The organism is Rhizobium aouanii (genome assembly GCF_037002925.1).
Classification (GTDB): domain Bacteria; phylum Pseudomonadota; class Alphaproteobacteria; order Rhizobiales; family Rhizobiaceae; genus Rhizobium; species Rhizobium aouanii.
In genome coordinates, this window is sequence record NZ_JBAMYD010000017.1 from 53,513 (window position 1) to 68,828 (window position 15,316).

General features: G+C 60.5%; 17 protein-coding genes and 1 pseudogene. 12 read left to right on the plus strand and 6 right to left on the minus strand.

Annotation, left to right across the window (positions count from 1 at the left end; genetic code table 11):
* Positions 1-102: 102 nt before the first annotated feature.
* Genes V8P77_RS26530 through V8P77_RS26540 form a run of 3 tightly spaced genes read right to left on the minus strand, consistent with a single transcriptional unit; the run spans position 103 to position 1,492 of the window.
* The gene (locus V8P77_RS26530; protein ID WP_062944392.1) at positions 103-630 is read right to left on the minus strand and encodes a DUF1697 domain-containing protein; all 528 of its coding nucleotides are present in this window, start codon (positions 628-630) and stop codon (positions 103-105) included.
* A 5-nt stretch (positions 631-635) separates the two neighbouring features.
* Positions 636-1,040, minus strand: a complete 405-nt coding sequence (gene yidD / locus V8P77_RS26535) for a membrane protein insertion efficiency factor YidD (RefSeq protein WP_335914994.1) — start codon at positions 1,038-1,040, stop codon at positions 636-638.
* A 5-nt stretch (positions 1,041-1,045) separates the two neighbouring features.
* Positions 1,046-1,492, minus strand: coding sequence for an iron-sulfur cluster assembly scaffold protein (locus V8P77_RS26540; RefSeq protein ID WP_180695080.1), 447 nt, complete (start codon positions 1,490-1,492; stop codon positions 1,046-1,048).
* Positions 1,493-1,801: 309 nt separating this feature from the next.
* Here V8P77_RS26540 and folE point away from each other — a divergent pair, with 309 nt between their 5' ends.
* From folE to V8P77_RS26555, 3 genes are all read left to right on the plus strand, one after another.
* A complete protein-coding gene (gene folE, locus V8P77_RS26545) occupies positions 1,802-2,416 on the plus strand; it encodes a GTP cyclohydrolase I FolE (protein ID WP_335914996.1) in 615 nt (204 codons plus the stop codon).
* Between the two features lie 25 nt (positions 2,417-2,441).
* The gene (gene hisI, locus V8P77_RS26550) at positions 2,442-2,894 is read left to right on the plus strand and encodes a phosphoribosyl-AMP cyclohydrolase (protein ID WP_168290180.1); all 453 of its coding nucleotides are present in this window, start codon (positions 2,442-2,444) and stop codon (positions 2,892-2,894) included.
* Between the two features lie 117 nt (positions 2,895-3,011).
* Positions 3,012-3,974, plus strand: coding sequence for a patatin-like phospholipase family protein (locus V8P77_RS26555; protein WP_335914998.1), 963 nt, complete (start codon positions 3,012-3,014; stop codon positions 3,972-3,974).
* Positions 3,975-4,004: 30 nt separating this feature from the next.
* Here the strand turns inward: V8P77_RS26555 and V8P77_RS26560 are convergent, their stop codons facing one another.
* Positions 4,005-4,466, minus strand: coding sequence for a MarR family winged helix-turn-helix transcriptional regulator (locus V8P77_RS26560; protein ID WP_335914999.1), 462 nt, complete (start codon positions 4,464-4,466; stop codon positions 4,005-4,007).
* Positions 4,467-4,662: 196 nt separating this feature from the next.
* Here V8P77_RS26560 and V8P77_RS26565 point away from each other — a divergent pair, with 196 nt between their 5' ends.
* The 4 genes and pseudogenes from V8P77_RS26565 to V8P77_RS26580 all read left to right on the plus strand — a co-directional run.
* Positions 4,663-5,493: a p-hydroxycinnamoyl CoA hydratase/lyase gene (locus tag V8P77_RS26565; protein WP_335915000.1), complete on the plus strand. Its 831-nt coding sequence runs from the start codon at positions 4,663-4,665 to the stop codon at positions 5,491-5,493.
* 54 nt (positions 5,494-5,547) lie between these two features.
* Positions 5,548-7,140 (plus strand): AMP-binding protein, encoded by a 1,593-nt coding sequence (locus V8P77_RS26570; RefSeq protein WP_335915002.1) that lies wholly within the window; start codon positions 5,548-5,550, stop codon positions 7,138-7,140.
* 94 nt (positions 7,141-7,234) lie between these two features.
* Positions 7,235-8,518 carry a 3-(3-hydroxy-phenyl)propionate transporter MhpT gene (gene mhpT, locus V8P77_RS26575; RefSeq protein ID WP_335915003.1) on the plus strand — a complete coding sequence of 428 codons (1,284 nt, stop codon included), beginning with the start codon at positions 7,235-7,237 and terminating at the stop codon, positions 8,516-8,518.
* Positions 8,519-8,728: 210 nt separating this feature from the next.
* Positions 8,729-8,941 (plus strand): annotated as a pseudogene (locus V8P77_RS26580) (aldehyde dehydrogenase family protein); the annotation flags it as partial.
* A gap of 121 nt (positions 8,942-9,062) precedes the next feature.
* On the opposite strand, the gene V8P77_RS26585 reads toward V8P77_RS26580, so the two are convergent.
* Together V8P77_RS26585 and V8P77_RS26590 are read right to left on the minus strand one after the other, a co-directional pair.
* Positions 9,063-9,497, minus strand: coding sequence for a CBS domain-containing protein (locus V8P77_RS26585; RefSeq protein WP_025394659.1), 435 nt, complete (start codon positions 9,495-9,497; stop codon positions 9,063-9,065).
* A 93-nt stretch (positions 9,498-9,590) separates the two neighbouring features.
* The gene (locus V8P77_RS26590; RefSeq protein WP_335915005.1) at positions 9,591-10,379 is read right to left on the minus strand and encodes a rhomboid family intramembrane serine protease; all 789 of its coding nucleotides are present in this window, start codon (positions 10,377-10,379) and stop codon (positions 9,591-9,593) included.
* A 265-nt stretch (positions 10,380-10,644) separates the two neighbouring features.
* Here V8P77_RS26590 and V8P77_RS26595 point away from each other — a divergent pair, with 265 nt between their 5' ends.
* The 5 genes from V8P77_RS26595 to V8P77_RS26615 all read left to right on the plus strand — a co-directional run bounded on the left by V8P77_RS26595 (position 10,645) and on the right by V8P77_RS26615 (position 15,251).
* Positions 10,645-11,289: a PAS domain-containing protein gene (locus V8P77_RS26595; protein WP_335915006.1), complete on the plus strand. Its 645-nt coding sequence runs from the start codon at positions 10,645-10,647 to the stop codon at positions 11,287-11,289.
* Between the two features lie 123 nt (positions 11,290-11,412).
* Positions 11,413-12,024: a PilZ domain-containing protein gene (locus V8P77_RS26600; RefSeq protein WP_003539887.1), complete on the plus strand. Its 612-nt coding sequence runs from the start codon at positions 11,413-11,415 to the stop codon at positions 12,022-12,024.
* 283 nt (positions 12,025-12,307) lie between these two features.
* Complete coding sequence (gene pip, locus V8P77_RS26605; RefSeq protein WP_335915007.1) at positions 12,308-13,273, plus strand: prolyl aminopeptidase; 966 nt, start codon at positions 12,308-12,310, stop codon at positions 13,271-13,273.
* 384 nt (positions 13,274-13,657) lie between these two features.
* Complete coding sequence (locus V8P77_RS26610; protein WP_221943432.1) at positions 13,658-14,263, plus strand: transglutaminase-like cysteine peptidase; 606 nt, start codon at positions 13,658-13,660, stop codon at positions 14,261-14,263.
* Positions 14,264-14,465: 202 nt separating this feature from the next.
* Positions 14,466-15,251, plus strand: a complete 786-nt coding sequence (locus V8P77_RS26615; protein WP_335915009.1) for a hypothetical protein — start codon at positions 14,466-14,468, stop codon at positions 15,249-15,251.
* Positions 15,252-15,316: the final 65 nt, after the last annotated feature.

Here is a 15,316-nt window from a genome sequence, read left to right on the forward strand (position 1 = left end):
CGCCAACGAATGCGGGTGGTTGACACGAAAGCGCCTCCGCGGAGCTGAATGCGCAGCCGCCTGATAGCCAGATTTCCTGTCTGAGTAAAGAAAAAGCGGGGGTTATATAATCATTTCAGTGAGCCCGCGCACGGTGTTCCAGTTGCGCATCGTACCGACGCCGAGCCGCTTGGTCGTCAGCGCCGAAAGCAGCTTGGATTGGCTCGGCTTGCCGGCGAAATCGATCCAGAGATCGCCGCCGACGACGGCGATGCGCTGTCCCTCCGTCATCAGCGGTTTCAGTGCCTCCACCTTCTTGGGATCGACCGGCAGGCGCATTACCCGGACGATGACCTGGTCGCCATTGCCGTCCTTGAAGGGATTGGTGCTGCACAGCGCCATCCAGGTGCAGTCGCTGCGCACGATGATATCGACATGTTTGCCGAACTTTTCTTCAAAACCCTCTTCCAGATGGGTCTCGACTTCGTGCGGCCGCATCTCGTCGGCCTCGAAGACAAGATTGCCTGTAGAAACCAGCGTGCGCGGCTCGCGATAACCGAGTTCTTCGGCAAGTGCGCGCAAATCCTGCATGATGACACGGCGGTCGGGCGTCAGGACAATGCTGTGTAGAAGGGCGATGAAGGTGCTCACGGCGCTCACCCTTTCTTCCGCCCGAGGGCGAGATAACGCCAAGGGGTCCACCAGCGGAAGCCGTCGCCGAGCATCTCCGGCACCTGGTCGAGGCCGCTGGTGCCGCCCGGGCCGCAGCGGCCGACGCGAAACAATGTCATCCAGCCGCCGGCCCAAAGGCCATGGCGGGCGATCGACTCGTAGCCATATTCGGAGCAGGTCGGGACATGGCGGCAGGAATTGCCGACAAAGCCGGAAAGCGTCAGCTGATAGAGGCGGATCAGCCCCATGCCGAGCAGGCGGTCGGGCGTCTTGCGGAACGGACCGCTATAGTTGCGGGAAGTGCGTGCGGCCTTTTCGCGCGGCTTTGCTGATCCGGCGGCACCGCCGTCGTCCTCATCATCGGCCTGCCGAACGCAGAACTCGCACATGTCAGTTACGCCTCGACAACTTCCGCCCGTTTCGCCTCGATCTGCCCGATCGCATCGACGACGGCATCGAAGGTCAGCATCGTCGAGGCATGGCGGGCCTTGTAGTCCCGCACCGGCAGCAGATAGCGCATGTCTTCGAATCGTCCATGAGGCCCCGCCCCGTCCGCCTTCAACATGGCGAGCATGTCCTGGCGGGCCTGCCGCAATTCGTCCGATGTGGCGCCGACGACATGGCGGGCCATAATCGAGGACGAGGCCTGGCCGAGCGCGCAGGCCTTCACGTCATGAGCAAAACCGGTCACGGTGTCGCCATCCATCTTCAGCCAGATCCGCACCTTCGAGCCGCAGAGCTTGGAATGGGCCTGGGCGCTCGCATCGGCATCATCAAGCATACCGGTCAGCGGAATATTGCCGGCGAATTCGAGGATTTTGCTGTTGTAGATATCGTCCATGCTGGATTTCCGCTCCAAAATCGCTGCGGATCGGCCTCTCTGAGGGCGTTATTGTCGTCAAAACAAAAAACACACCGTGTCGTGTGAGGATACTTACATACGATGGCCGTCTTCCTATATGTATGTCGTTCGAAGGCCATGAAAATGCAATGGTCTGGTGTAAGTTTGATTGGGAAACCGTGCCGGACGGGCGTTGAAATTGCCCTGAAAGCCCCGGAGCCTGCCAAAGGTGCATGAATTCCCGCATGGGATTGACCAGTGGCGATTCCGACAGATCGGTCCGCGGTGCGGACCAGGAGACCATTGTTCATGGACGCCATCGTAAAGAACTTTCCGCAGACGAACCGAGATTCGGATCGCCCCTCCCAGCAGGAGGCGGAGGAAGCCGTTCGCGTCCTGCTGCGCTGGGCCGGTGACGACCCGACACGTGAAGGCCTGCTCGAAACGCCGGCCCGCGTCGTCAAATCGTACCGCGAGCTTTTTTCCGGTTACGACATGGCGGCGGAAGACGTGCTCGGCCGCACCTTCGAGGAAGTCGCCGGTTATGACGACATGGTCCTCGTCAAGGATATTCCGTTCTACTCGCATTGCGAACACCACATGGTGCCGATCATCGGCAAGGCCCACATTGCCTACATGCCGGACGGGCGTGTGCTCGGCCTGTCGAAGATTGCCCGTGTCGTCGAGATCTATGGCCGCCGCCTGCAGACGCAGGAAACGATGACCGCGCAGATCGCCCGGGCAATCGACGATACGTTGCATCCGCGCGGTGTCGCCGTGTTGATCGAGGCCGAACATATGTGCATGGCGATGCGCGGCGTTCAGAAGCAGGGCTCGACCACGTTGACGACGACGTTTACGGGAACGTTCAAGACTGAGCCGGCCGATCAGGCCCGCTTCATGACCATGGTGCGGAGCCGCTGATACCGGCTCCCTCAGGAGGGCCGCGATGAGTCAACTGATCTTCAATCAACCATCCGAGGACAAGTCGGCGTTGGAAGACGCCGGCGATTTCACGCCGCGTTTCGACGACCGCGGCCTGATCACCGCGATCGTCACCGACGCCGGCGACGGCGAGTTGCTGATGGTGGCGCACATGAATGCCCAGGCATTGGCGCTGACCATCCAGACCGGCACCGCGCACTATTTCAGCCGTTCGCGCGGCAAGCTCTGGAAGAAGGGCGAGACCTCGGGTAATCTCCAGACGGTGAAGGAAATCCGCACCGATTGCGATCAGGACGCCATCTGGTTGAAGGTCGAGGTCGCCGGCCACGACGCCACCTGTCACACCGGCCGCCGCTCCTGCTTCTACCGGACGATCACGCTGCGGGACGGAAAGCCGATGCTTGATATCGTTGACGACGAGCTTCATTTCGATCCGCAGAATGTCTACGGAAAATAGCCTGAAATTCCCCGGCATTTGCTCCTTTTTGCGCCAGAAACCGCATCTATATACCATTTGGAAACTGATCGGGCACACTATCGAAAATCAAGTGTTCTGCTGGGAGGGGAGAGCGCCATGCTCAGCTGGAGTCTGCATCGTCAAAGCTCTGAAGGCGAGGGTTCCGGTCCCGGCATGTCAACCACACTCGAGATACTCCCGCCTCCTGCGCCTCAAAAGAAAATCAAGATTGCGCTCGCACTCGGCGGCGGCGCTGCCCGCGGCTGGGCCCATATCGGTGTGCTGCGCGCCCTCGACGAGGCAAAGGTCGAGATCGGCATGATTGCCGGCACCTCGATCGGCGCGCTGGTCGGCGGCTGCTATCTCGCCGGCAAGCTCGATGAACTCGAAAGCTTCGCACGCTCGCTGACGATGCGCCGCATCGCAAGTCTCCTCGATCTCACCATCGGCGGCAGCGGCCTGTTCGGCGGCATGCGGCTGACCAAGCGCATGCAGGAGCATCTCGAAGGCCTCAACGTCGAGGATCTCGACCGGCCGTTCGTCGCGGTCGCGGCCGAGGTCAATACCGGTCATGAGGTCTGGATCGCCAATGGTTCGCTGATCACGGCGCTGCGCGCCTCCTATGCCCTGCCCGGCATTTTCGAGCCGGTGCGCAGTAATCACCGCACGCTGGTCGACGGCGCGCTGGTCAATCCCGTCCCCGTCTCCGTCTGCCGCGCCTATGAGCAGCCGCTCGTCGTCGCCGTCAATCTCAATTACGATCTCTACGGCCGGTCGGCAGTCGTCCGGCACAATGCCAGCCTGTCGGCTCAGGAAGTGCAGAAACAGGAAGAGGCGCCTTATGCGCGCCTCGGCATGACCGGCGTCATGGTGCAGGCCTTCAACATCATCCAGGACAGGATCGCCCGCGCCCGCCTTGCCGGCGACCCGCCGGATATTTCGCTGCAGCCGCGCCTCAGCTATATCGGCCTTTCCGAATTCCACCGGGCCGGCGAGGCGATCGAACGCGGCTACGAGGAAGCCAGGGCGCGGCTCCCAGAGATCAAGCGCATGCAGGAAGTCTACGCCAGCAATCCCTGATGCATGTCGCCCAAAAGTGCGCAGTCGCTTTCAGTTCCAGATCTTGACCAGCAATTCCCGAAGCGTTTCTCGCTCCGACGGCGACAGCTTGGCAAGGACGCGTTCTTCGTGACTGAGAACGAGTTCATGCCAGGTTTCGAGAGCGTCATATCCCGCGTCGGTTAGATAGAGGCGCTGAACGCGTTTATCCCTCTCGTCGTCGACCCGGCCGATATATCCAGCGCCTGAAAGTTCATCGAGCAGCGGTACGATGTTCGCACGCTGCAGCCCCAGTGTCCGGCAGATATCCGCCGACGTTATCCCGGGTTGCTCGTTGATGATGCAAGCAACGCTGAAGCCGCTCGGTCGTTGTCCGACCGTTGCCAGGGCATTGGTGACGTCCTGCATGTTGAGAGCCGAAGCACGCCTCAAATGGTAGCCGACAAAGTCCTCCAGCTGCCGCGGTAGTTGTCTTTTTGTCGGCTTCGCCTTGATCTTCGTCGTTCCCGTCACCTGAATCCGCCTTGTTTCTTGCAATTTCAATATTGCTATGTCATATAGCAATCATGGCGCCGGTAAAACCCCGACGCGATGGGGATGAATAGCATGACTGCTATCAGAATATCACTCCGTATTGCCGGATCTGTAGCCTGACGGTCGGGCAGATCTCGCGCAAATTAGACACGGCATTTGGATACAGGAGAAGAAAATGCGCCTGGCAGATGATCCCGTCGCCTTCGACGTCGTCGATAATATTGCATGGGTGCGCTTCAATCGCCCCGAGAAGCGCAATTGCATGAACCCCACGCTCAACCGTCGCATGATGGAAGTCCTGGCGGATCTCGAATATCGCGACGACGTCGGCGTGCTCGTGCTCTCCGGTGAGGGAACCGCCTGGTCGGCAGGGATGGATCTCAAGGAATACTTCCGCGAAAGCGAGGAGAAGGGCCTTGGCGCCGTGCGGAAATCCCAGCAGGAGGCCTATGGATGGTGGCGCCGGCTGCGGTGGTATCAGAAACCGACGATCGCCATGGTCAATGGCTGGTGTTTCGGTGGTGGTTACGGGCCGCTTTTCTCCTGCGATCTCGCCTTCGCCTCGCACGAAGCGCAGTTTGCCCTGTCGGAAATCAATTGGGGAATCCTGCCCGGAGGCGGCGCGACGAAAGTGGTCGCTGATCTTCTCTCGATGCGCGACGCCATGTATCACGCTCTGACCGGCGAGTTGATTGACGGCAAAAAGGCTGCCGAATGGAAACTCGTCAACGAGAGCGTTCCGCTGGCCGAGTTGAAAACCCGTGTAAAACAGGTTGCGGACGTGTTGCTGAGCAAGAACCCGGTTGCCCTGAAGGCCACCAAGGATGCGCTGCGCCGTGTCGCCGAGATGACCTACGACAGCGCCGAGGATTATTTGGTGCGGGCGCAGGAGGCGGCGAATTCTTTCGACAATGAGGGTCGCAAGCAAGGTATCCACCAGTTCATCGATGAGAAGACCTACAAACCCGGTCTAGGTGCCTACGACAAGGCGCGGCAAGCATCATGATCGCTCGCTGAAATATCCGGCGCCAGGGAAAGCGCATGGATGGGAGGAGTATCTATGAGGGAGTGGAAAGCACCGAATCCGGTCCGTCTGCACGCCAGTTTGCGCCCTGGTGCGCTCGCCTGCGTTGATTTATCGACCGGCCGCCGATGGACCTACGCCGAGCTCGATGATGCAGTCGGCAAGGCAGCTTCCGTGCTGTCGTCGGACGTCCATGCAGTTGCACGCGGGGAGCGTATCGCTGCGGTCGCCAGGAACAGCGCCGATTTCATCATTCTTCAGCAGGCGGCAATGCGCCTCGGCGCCATCTTCGTGCCGATCAACTGGCGTCTTTCGACGATGGAGCAGGAGCAGATCCTGCTTGATTGCAAACCCTCGTTGATTTTTACCGATGCTGACGCTTCGCAGATATCGGTAAAGGGAGCGCGCGCGCTCGCAATGGCCGACTTCATCGCTGCGGTCGCGCAAGCGAAACCGAAGACGGCCTGGCCGACGATCTCTGCCGACGCTCCGGCAGTTCTCCTCTATACCTCAGGAACATCCGGGCACCCGAAAGGCGTGATGTTGTCGGCCCGAAATATGTTCGCGACGGCTGTCAATTTCGGCGTGCTCGGCGAGGTCTCCCAGGAAAGCGTCTTTCTCTGCGACACGCCGATGTTTCATGTCATCGGGTTGGTCACAAGCATACAGGCGCCCTTCCTGCAGGGCGCCACCGTGCTGATCTCCGGAGGGTTCGACCCCGTCGCGACCAATGATCGCCTGGCGGATGCAGCCTTCGCGGTGACGCACTATTTCTGCGTCCCGCAAATGGCCGATGCATTGCGAAAGGCGGAGAATTTTCATCCGGAGCGGTGGGCAAGCCTCAAGGCGCTGTTTACCGGCGGTGCGCCCAATCCTCCGGCAAATATCCGCTGGTGGCTCGACCGGAATATCCTGATGGTCGATGGTTACGGCATGAGCGAAGCTGGAACTTTGCTCGGGATGCCGCTGGACCGGGCCATCATTGCCGAGAAGGCCGGATCGGTGGGATTGCCGCCTCCCGACATGTCGCTTCGGATCGTCGCGGAGAACGGCGTCGATGCTGAGGCCGGCGAAGTCGGTGAAGTTCTGGTCTGCGGCCCAAACGTCAGCGCAGGCTATTGGGCGTGCCCGGACGAAAACGCACGCGCCTTCACCGAAGATGGCTGGTTGAGGACCGGCGATCTCGCAAGAGCCGATGCCGACGGTTACGTGACGGTTGTCGATCGCCGCAAAGACCTGTTCATTTCAGGTGGCGAGAATGTCTATCCGGCTGAGGTCGAAGCCGCCCTTCGGGAACACCCAAGCGTCAGCGAGGCAGCGGTCGTCGGCATTCCCGATGAACGCTGGGGCGAGGTCGGGCGGGCCTATGTCGTCCTCCACGGTGGGGCAACTGCACAGGCAGTCGATCTCGCCGCCCACTGCTCCGCTTTGATCGCCCGGTTCAAGGTCCCGAAAGAGTTCGTCCTGATCGATGCGCTTCCGCGCAACGGAGCCGGCAAGATCTTGAAACGCGAATTGCGGCAACTGGCGCTTGGGAAAAACCAAGAACCGGATCGGATCGCCGACACCCCGAATCCCGCGAGTATGAGTACGAGCGCGAAGTCGGAAGAGCTGGCTGCGGAAAGTTAACGGAACACGAAACCATTGTTCGACCTTGGCTGAACCGGGCTGTTCAGACGGAGGATCACTCATGCCCGCTTGGTACTTTCTCAGGGAGGATAAAATGGGAAATTCTGCGAGTGGACTAAATCTCCAAACCGGCGGCCAGAAGGCGCTGATATTGTGTTTCTGCGCCGCGATGATCGAGGGTTTCGACATCCAGGCCGCAGGCGTCGCGGCGCCGAAACTCGGCCCGGCGCTTGGACTAGCACCGGGACAGATGGCGTTTTTCTTTTCTTCCGCCACATTCGGCCTGATCTTCGGCGCCATCGCCGGTGGGCGAATTGCCGATCGGTTCGGCAGACGTGCCGGGTTGAGCCTGTCGCTGCTGGCATTCGGCATCTTCTCGTTGGGCACCGCCTTCGCCGACTCGTTTTCCACACTGGCCCTCATGCGCTTTCTCACGGGCGTGGGCCTGGGCGGAGCACTTCCGAATCTCGTCGCAATTGCGTCCGAGGCGCTGACACGCGAACGGCGCGGCATGGCCGTCGGGCTGATGTATGCCGGTATTCCGATCGGCGGCGCGGTCGCGAGTGCGGTCTCAATCCTCGGCATCCATGACAGCTGGGAATCCATTTTCGTCATAGGCGGCATTCTGCCCATCGCCCTCGTGCCAGTGCTTCTGTTGTCCCTGCCGGATCTCAAAGTCGCTCGCGATCATGGCGAAAAGCCCAGTATCCGCGCTGCGTGCCGGTCCATTTTCGGCCCTTCCAACTGGCAGACCACGCTGCTCCTTTGGGCCGGCTTTTTCTTCTCGCTCCTCGTTCTCTACCTCCTGCTGAACTGGCTGCCGGCATTGATGGTCGCCAAGGGCTTCAGCAAATATGATGCCGGTGTCGTCCAGATCGTGTTCAACATCGGCGGTGCGGTCGGAAGCCTGATGGTCGGCAGGGCGCTCGACGGCATTCATCGTCGCCGCGCGGTCATTCTCAGCTACGGCCTGCTTGTCCTCGCACTGGTCAGCGTTGCCGTTCTGCCGAACAACCTCGCCATGGCCATCGTCTCGGGCGTGCTTCTGGGGGCGACTATCATCGGTGTGCAGGCAATTCTCTATGGTCTTGCGCCGCAAAACTATAGCCAGGACGTGCGCGGCACTGCGGTAGGGCTTGCGGTCGCGGCCGGACGTCTTGGATCCGTCGCCGGTCCGCTTCTCGCCGGCGCGCTCGTTGCCGGAGGAAAATCCTCGACAGAAGTTCTTCTGGGCATCGTGCCGATCGCTATTCTCGGCGGTCTGGCGAGCCTCCTGCTTGTCAGCCGCCTGGCGAAGGCGCAAAACGCTGGAAACCGTGATGCAGCGGCAGAGTATGGAAGCGCCGCGGAAGTGAAAGGCGGGGCGGTTGGCACTTGAACTCAGACGAAACTCCTTGAGAGCTGTTTCGCAGACATCTGCCGGGATCAGCAATTTCAATGTCGAGCAGGAAGCTGACATGAACGTTCCCCTTCTCATCAACGGCGCGGATTGCCCTACCGCAAGCGGCAGAACCTACGATCATTTCGATCCCTTTACGGAACGGCTTGCAAGCCGTGCATCCGCCGGCGGACTTGAAGATGTCGCTGCCGCGGTCGAAGCCGCCTCATGGCCGTTGCGGCCCGCATGGAATCGGGCATGTGCCACATCAACGGACCGACGGTCCATGACGAGGCACAGATGCCCTTTAGTGGTGTGAAGGGCAGCGGCTATGGACGCTTCGGAGGTAAAGCCGCCATCGCCGAGTTTACCAATTTACGCTGGATAACCATCGAGTACGCTGCCCAGCACTATCCGTTCTAACGGATCAGGTGCCTGCAGCCCAAACCGATCCTTCAGATCGCGCGGGGACAATCCCGCGCGGCTCCCGGTCGGCAACGTCATGGCCGATGCCGCCCGCGACAGCAGGCGGCAGCCGAAAACCTCAGCCGGCGATATAGGCCTTGATTTCCTCGGCCTCACGCTCGACTTCGGCGATGCGCGATTTCACCACGTCGCCGATCGAAATGATGCCGGCAAGCTTGCCGTTGCTTTCCACCGGTACGTGACGGAAACGGCGGCTGGTCATCAGCTCCATCAGCTCGTTGACGGTCGTTTCCTCATGGCAGCGATAGACCTTCGCGGTCATGACCTGGGCCAGCGGTTGGTCGAGGCCTTCCTTACCGTGTTTGGCGATCGCATGCACGAGATCGCGCTCGGTGAACATGCCCGAAATCCGGTTCTCCATGCCGACGACGACGATGGCGCCGATCTTCTTTTTGCTGAGGATGGCGGCCGCCTCGGCAACGGTTGCGTTCGGCCCGGCGGTGACGACGTCCCTGCCCTTCAGGTCGAGGATTGCTTTGACTGAACTGGTCATTCGAACCTCCTATGTCCGTGAAACACTTGTCACAGGCATCCGCGGCGGTTTCTCCCCCCGGCACGGATATAGGTCGATCGTGCACTGACCGGCTCAGGATTGCAACACATCCTTCTCGGTTCGGTCAGGTTCCATCACCGGCGGGCGCGGCGCCCGGTCGAACAGCGAAAACAACAGGAAGCCGAAGACGAAGCCGCCGATATGCGCGTCCCAGGCAATCGCCTGGTCGCTGTCGCCGACGAGCGGGATGCCGACGGCGATCAACGCATTGCCGACCAGCCAGAGCAGCATGAAGATGATGACGGTACGGCTCTTCAGCGCCGCGAAGATGGAAAGCCGAGGGTTGAGATGCGCAGGCAGCATCGGCCGCCGTTCGGCTGGAAAGGCGAATCGGCAGGCGGCGCCCATCAGCCCGGAGATGACACCCGATGCGCCGATCAGCAGCGTCAGGTCTCCCCAGTTCAGGACCGCGTGCAGTATGGCGGACGCGACAGCGGAAAAAAACCAGAAGAGCACGAAACGCAGCGTCCCGATGCGGCGTACGACCGGCGCGCCGAAGGCCATCAGCCAGAACGCGTTGAAGACGATATGCTGGAGGCTGCCGTGTAGCAGCGAATAGGTAACGGGCGTCCAGAACAGCTCCAGCCCCTGCTGCGATAGCGGAATCACATAGCGGGCGGGAACGAAGCCGAAGGTGAAGAACAGCCAGTTCTGCGCATCGTCGGACAGCAAGAGCTCCTGCACTGCATAGATGACACCAAGCAGGCAAAGGCTGAAGAACAACGCCGGCGGAAGGTTGAAGACCGGTTCACGCGGTCGTGCCGGCGGCTGGACCTCGGGAGGTTCGGGCGCCTTGTGCGGCTCGGCCGTCTGCTCATTCATCTGTGTTTTGCCTCGTTGAGGCCACAGCCATACAGGAGCGACTGTCAAAAAAAAAGCCGTCCGAAGTGCCGGACGGCGTGACCCAGAGCTCCAGGAAAAGACCTCGGCCCGGGCAGGTTGTGCTGAACTTCGAAAGTCGAAGCGATGGCAGGACAGTGTCACGACGGGCATCGCATCTCAACCGAAACCATCTCTTAACCTTAACCGCCGCGATCTGGCATGAAATCCGCAAGGTAGAGCCTGTACGGGCAATGACTGCCCGAAAATGCTCCGGAATGGGACAGGTTGGTGTGAAATGCGTGTGCAAACGACCATCGAAATTTTTGACTATTGGAACCGTATACGCGGCGCTGCCGATGCGCCGCTGAAATCACAGGTCGAACCCTCCGCCGTCCCGCATCTTCTCCAGAGTCTGTTCATTCTTGAGAAGCGCGAGGGCGGAGACATCGGTTTCCGGCTCGCGGGCACCCGCATCTGTGATCTCTTCGGGCGTGACCTGCGCGGCGAACGTTTTTCGTCTCTCTGGGCAAATGGCCAGCTCGCGGACATCGAACGCACGGCGATGGGCGTCATGGACCATGCCATGCCGGCCCTGTTCAACGCCACCGGTTACAGCACCGTCGGTCATCAGGCCCCCTTCGAGATTATCATGATGCCGCTGCGTTCGCCGGACGGCGCCTGCGACAGGTTGCTCGGCGCGATCGCGCCGGCAGCGGCCGCGAGCTGGCTGGAGATCGTACCGCTCGAATTCCTGGCGCTCGACCGCAGCCGCCTGCTGCCCGGAAAATTCGACAAGGCAGCACCGGCCGAACCGCGCCCCATCAACAGGATCGTCGCTGGCAAAAGCATCCATTTCGGCCAGGTGATGCGCCGCATGGTGTCGCAGCTGCTGAGCGCGGAGGCGCGCTGACGATCCCATTTTAGGACAGCGGGTATACTCGTTTTCCGCTACATGGCGACCGGGCAAAACAACCTTCTGTTAATGGATTGTGGGTAAAGATCGGTCTCTGTGATTTTCATGAAGAAGCCCTTGATGCACTCGTTCCAGCCAGCTCAGACGCAACGACCTGCGCCGCGCCCTGAACAGGGCGTTTTTCAGCGCGTGCCCATCAATATGCAGGGCCGGCTGATGCTTGCGAACTACGAGGAATTCGAATGCATGGTGATCGACATGTCGCCTGGCGATATGTACGTCACCTGCCTCGGCCGGCCGCGTGCCAACGAACGCGTCGTCGCCTATATCGACCATCTCGGCCGCGTCGAAGGTTATGTCCAGACGATCGATGGCCGCGGCTTCACCATGTCGATCAACGCCACAGACCGGAAGCGCGAGAAGCTCGCCGCCCAGCTCACCTGGCTTGCCAACAAGCACGAACTCGGCCTGCCCGAGGATCGCCGCCATGATCGTTTGACGCCACGCGACACGAAGACCGAGCTGACGCTCGAGGACGGCACGCGTTATTCCTGCCGCATCATGGACCTTTCGCTGTCGGGCGCTGCCGTCGACGTCGAGATGCGCCCTTCGATCGGAACGGCCGTGCGTCTCGGTAACATGCGCGGCCGCGTCGTGCGCCACTTCGTCGAAGGTGTGGCGATCGAATTCCTGTCGATCCAGTCCCGCGAGACGCTGCGCGAATTCCTGTAACAGCTGCTGAAATGACGCTGCCCTCCGGTGCGCACCCGGTCAGGTCGCGTTGAAAAGCCTGCACTTCACGGCAGGAGCTTTGCAAGCGGCAACGAATCTAGCTTTGGAAAGCAAGCGCGAAACCTGTCGCAAGTCGTTCCACCCAGTCGGTAGCTAATATTATGAGTGGAACAAGCTGCGACACCGATCTTACCCAATGAGAGCGCTGTGCCTTGCCCTCGCCCGTTTATCCCTTCGTCACGGATATAGCGGATAAGGCCCGCTTCAATTCGAGAGGCCGCCGATGTCAGCTCTTTATCCCGAAATCGAACCCTGTGATCATGGTCATCTCGATACGGGCGACGGCAACCTGATCTATTGGGAGGCCTGCGGCAATCCGGCGGGCCGACCGGCACTGGTGCTGCATGGCGGGCCTGGCTCCGGCTGTTCGACTGCGGCGCGGCGCTATTTCGATCCCGATACCTACCGAATCATTCTGTTCGATCAGCGCAATTGCGGCCGCAGCCTGCCGAGTGCTGCCGATCCTGAAACCGATCTCTCCCTCAACACCACCTGGCATCTCGTTGCCGATATCGAGCGGCTGCGGGCCTATCTCGGCATCGACAGTTGGCTCCTTTTCGGCAATTCCTGGGGTTCGACGCTGGCGCTCGCCTATGCCGAAACCCATCCGGAGCGCGTCGCGGCGATCGTCGTGTCAGGCGTGACCACCACCCGGCAGTCGGAAATCGACTGGCTTTATCGTGGCATGGCGCCGCTCTTTCCGGAAGAATGGCACCGTTTCCGCCAGGCGGTCCCTCCATGCAGCCAGGGACGAGACGAGGACATGGTTGCCGCCTATCATCGTCTCCTCAACGATCCGGACCCGGAAACGCGCCTCCAGGCGGCGCGCGACTGGCATGACTGGGAGGCGGCCTCGATCCTGCTCGCCGATCCTCAAGGCCGGCCGCGCCGTTGGGCCGATCCGGCCTATTTGCTGACGCGCGCCCGCATCATCACCCACTACTTCAGCAACGGCGCCTGGCTGGAGGACGGCCAGCTTTTGAAGAATGCCGCGCGGCTCACCGGCATCCCCGGTATCCTGCTGCAGGGAAGGTTCGATATCGAGGCGCCGCTCGTCACGGCTTGGGAACTCGCCCGCGCCTGGCCGCAAAGCGAGCTCAGCATCCTTCCGCATGCTGCCCATTCCATCGCAAATCCGGATATGAGCGCGTCGATTGTGACTGCCACCGATCGATTTCGCGATATCTAGCAAAAATAATCTCCCCGCCGGAATCGGCGATCTGAGTGATATTCTGCTTTTGAACCGGCCGAATCGGCCCATTCCGGCGGCATCGCCGGCCGCCGGCACCCCGCCGCAGATCGCTTATCGGCCGGCGGAATTTATCCGGCTCAACGAAAATCCTTAACATCAGGACGACAACGCAACCTTTTCGCGGGCGAAAGCCTTGTTGTGTGCATTAAAATTTTAAACGAATTCACGACAAATCTGCATCGAATTTTATGCGCATTCGAATCTGTTTTTAGCCAAGCTTTATCGGTATTTGAATCAACTAAGCCTTTAATTCTATTGCGTAATTTTGCGTGAGATAAAAACGTCTGTGCCATTGTCACCTCAACTTACGGGGAGGCGGCAATGACAACTGCGAATATCCTGAAAGGCGGCCTCCTGGCCGGTGCGATCATGATGGCAATGGCGGGTTCGGGACAGGCGATGCCCGCCAGCATGGCGCTGGCAGGCAATGCCAGCCCGCCGATCGGACACTACGAATTCTGCAAGGCCAACCCGACCGAATGTGTCGAGGTCGGCGGCGATGCCGGACCGGCCATCCTCACCGAGGATCGCTGGAAGGAAATTCTCAAGGTCAATTACGCCGTCAATTCGACGATCCAGCCGATGACGGATGAGCAGATCTACGGTGTCGAGGAGCGCTGGACCTATCCGCGCACCGTCGGCGACTGCGAGGATTACGCCCTGCTGAAGCGCAAGATGCTGATCGATGACGGTTTCTCGCCGTCCGACACGCTGATCACCGTCGTGCTGCAGCCGAATGGCGAAGGCCATGCCGTGCTGACTGTTCGTACCGATCATGGCGACTTCATCCTCGACAACATGCGCAACAAGGTGCTGCTGTGGTCGGACACCGAATACACCTATCTGAAGCGCCAGTCCGCCGACGATCCGGCCCGCTGGTCGAAGCTTCAGGATGGCCGCGCCGTCGCGGTCGGTAGCGTCAAGTAAGAACAGCCTGCCGGCCATTGCCGGTTGCTGCCTGCGGCCCGGTCAGTCCCCGCATCCCGTCCCCGACCGGTGCCCAAGAGCCGTTCCCGCTGTCCCGGGAGCGGCTCGCCCCTTTTTAGGTTTACCCATCAGTGCATTAGCGGATTATTAACCATGCCGGTTCGATCATGGCGATGAGATTCATCATCGGCACCGGCGGCTCATGTTCTTCCTGTGGCGGACCGAAACGCGAAGAACCGCCATGAGCCATGCCGCGCACAGCGCACCCGACGAGCAGCCGTTTCTTTCCATGGGGTTTCTCCTCCGAACGATGGCGGTGATCTCAGTCCTGGCGGTCCTGACCGTTGCCATCAGCATCGGCGGCCGTTGGTTCGGCCGGCATATCTCGCTCGCCGGCAACACCGACAGCACGGTTGAAATCCAGCTGGCCATCGGCCGCGACACCGTGAAACTCCCCGAGAATGCCATCCGTTTCCCGAGTCAAAGGCATGAAGGCGCCGCCGAGCGCGTCGATCTCTATCTCGCCTGGCCGGAAATGCAGGGTTACGGCAAGGAAAATCATCTTCGATTCGACGACATCGCCCAATCCTCCGGGCTGATCTTTCTGCAGATCACCCAGAGCACCATGTCGCGCGACATGTCCGGGCGGCTGGAGCCGATCTATTCGCATCTGCTCGAAGGACCGGCCGAGCCCTTCCGCGACGGGCTGACGTTGCACCGTCTTCGCGCCGATGCGGGTTACGGCGACGAGGTGCTGCTGACGGCGCCCGTCAAGGGCGGGCCGGATTATGTCGTGCGCTGCATCTTGCCGTCAGCCCCGGATAAGGCGGCGGGCGGAGATTGTCAGCGCGATATCAAGGTCGGTCGGGATCTCAGCGTTCTTTACCGCTTCTCAAGCAGCCATCTCGACGACTGGGAACATATTGATGCCGCTATCCGCACCTTTGTAGACACGCGTCTTGTGAACCGTTCTGCGACAACACCCTAAAATGCTCCCCGGACAGCGAAATAAACGATTCATCATAAACGGATTGGTAACGCCCAACCGGTAAT

Coding starts and splice junctions, on each gene's coding strand:
- yidD (WP_335914994.1), bottom strand. CDS start 1,040: ATGTGCGAGTTCTGCGTTCGGCAGGCCGATGATGAGGACGACGGCGGT.
- V8P77_RS26540 (WP_180695080.1), bottom strand. CDS start 1,492: ATGGACGATATCTACAACAGCAAAATCCTCGAATTCGCCGGCAATATT.
- folE (WP_335914996.1), top strand. CDS start 1,802: ATGGACGCCATCGTAAAGAACTTTCCGCAGACGAACCGAGATTCGGAT.
- hisI (WP_168290180.1), top strand. CDS start 2,442: ATGAGTCAACTGATCTTCAATCAACCATCCGAGGACAAGTCGGCGTTG.
- V8P77_RS26555 (WP_335914998.1), top strand. CDS start 3,012: ATGCTCAGCTGGAGTCTGCATCGTCAAAGCTCTGAAGGCGAGGGTTCC.
- V8P77_RS26565 (WP_335915000.1), top strand. CDS start 4,663: ATGCGCCTGGCAGATGATCCCGTCGCCTTCGACGTCGTCGATAATATT.
- V8P77_RS26570 (WP_335915002.1), top strand. CDS start 5,548: ATGAGGGAGTGGAAAGCACCGAATCCGGTCCGTCTGCACGCCAGTTTG.
- mhpT (WP_335915003.1), top strand. CDS start 7,235: ATGGGAAATTCTGCGAGTGGACTAAATCTCCAAACCGGCGGCCAGAAG.
- V8P77_RS26585 (WP_025394659.1), bottom strand. CDS start 9,497: ATGACCAGTTCAGTCAAAGCAATCCTCGACCTGAAGGGCAGGGACGTC.
- V8P77_RS26590 (WP_335915005.1), bottom strand. CDS start 10,379: ATGAATGAGCAGACGGCCGAGCCGCACAAGGCGCCCGAACCTCCCGAG.
- V8P77_RS26595 (WP_335915006.1), top strand. CDS start 10,645: ATGCTCCGGAATGGGACAGGTTGGTGTGAAATGCGTGTGCAAACGACC.
- V8P77_RS26600 (WP_003539887.1), top strand. CDS start 11,413: ATGCACTCGTTCCAGCCAGCTCAGACGCAACGACCTGCGCCGCGCCCT.
- pip (WP_335915007.1), top strand. CDS start 12,308: ATGTCAGCTCTTTATCCCGAAATCGAACCCTGTGATCATGGTCATCTC.
- V8P77_RS26610 (WP_221943432.1), top strand. CDS start 13,658: ATGACAACTGCGAATATCCTGAAAGGCGGCCTCCTGGCCGGTGCGATC.
- V8P77_RS26615 (WP_335915009.1), top strand. CDS start 14,466: ATGTTCTTCCTGTGGCGGACCGAAACGCGAAGAACCGCCATGAGCCAT.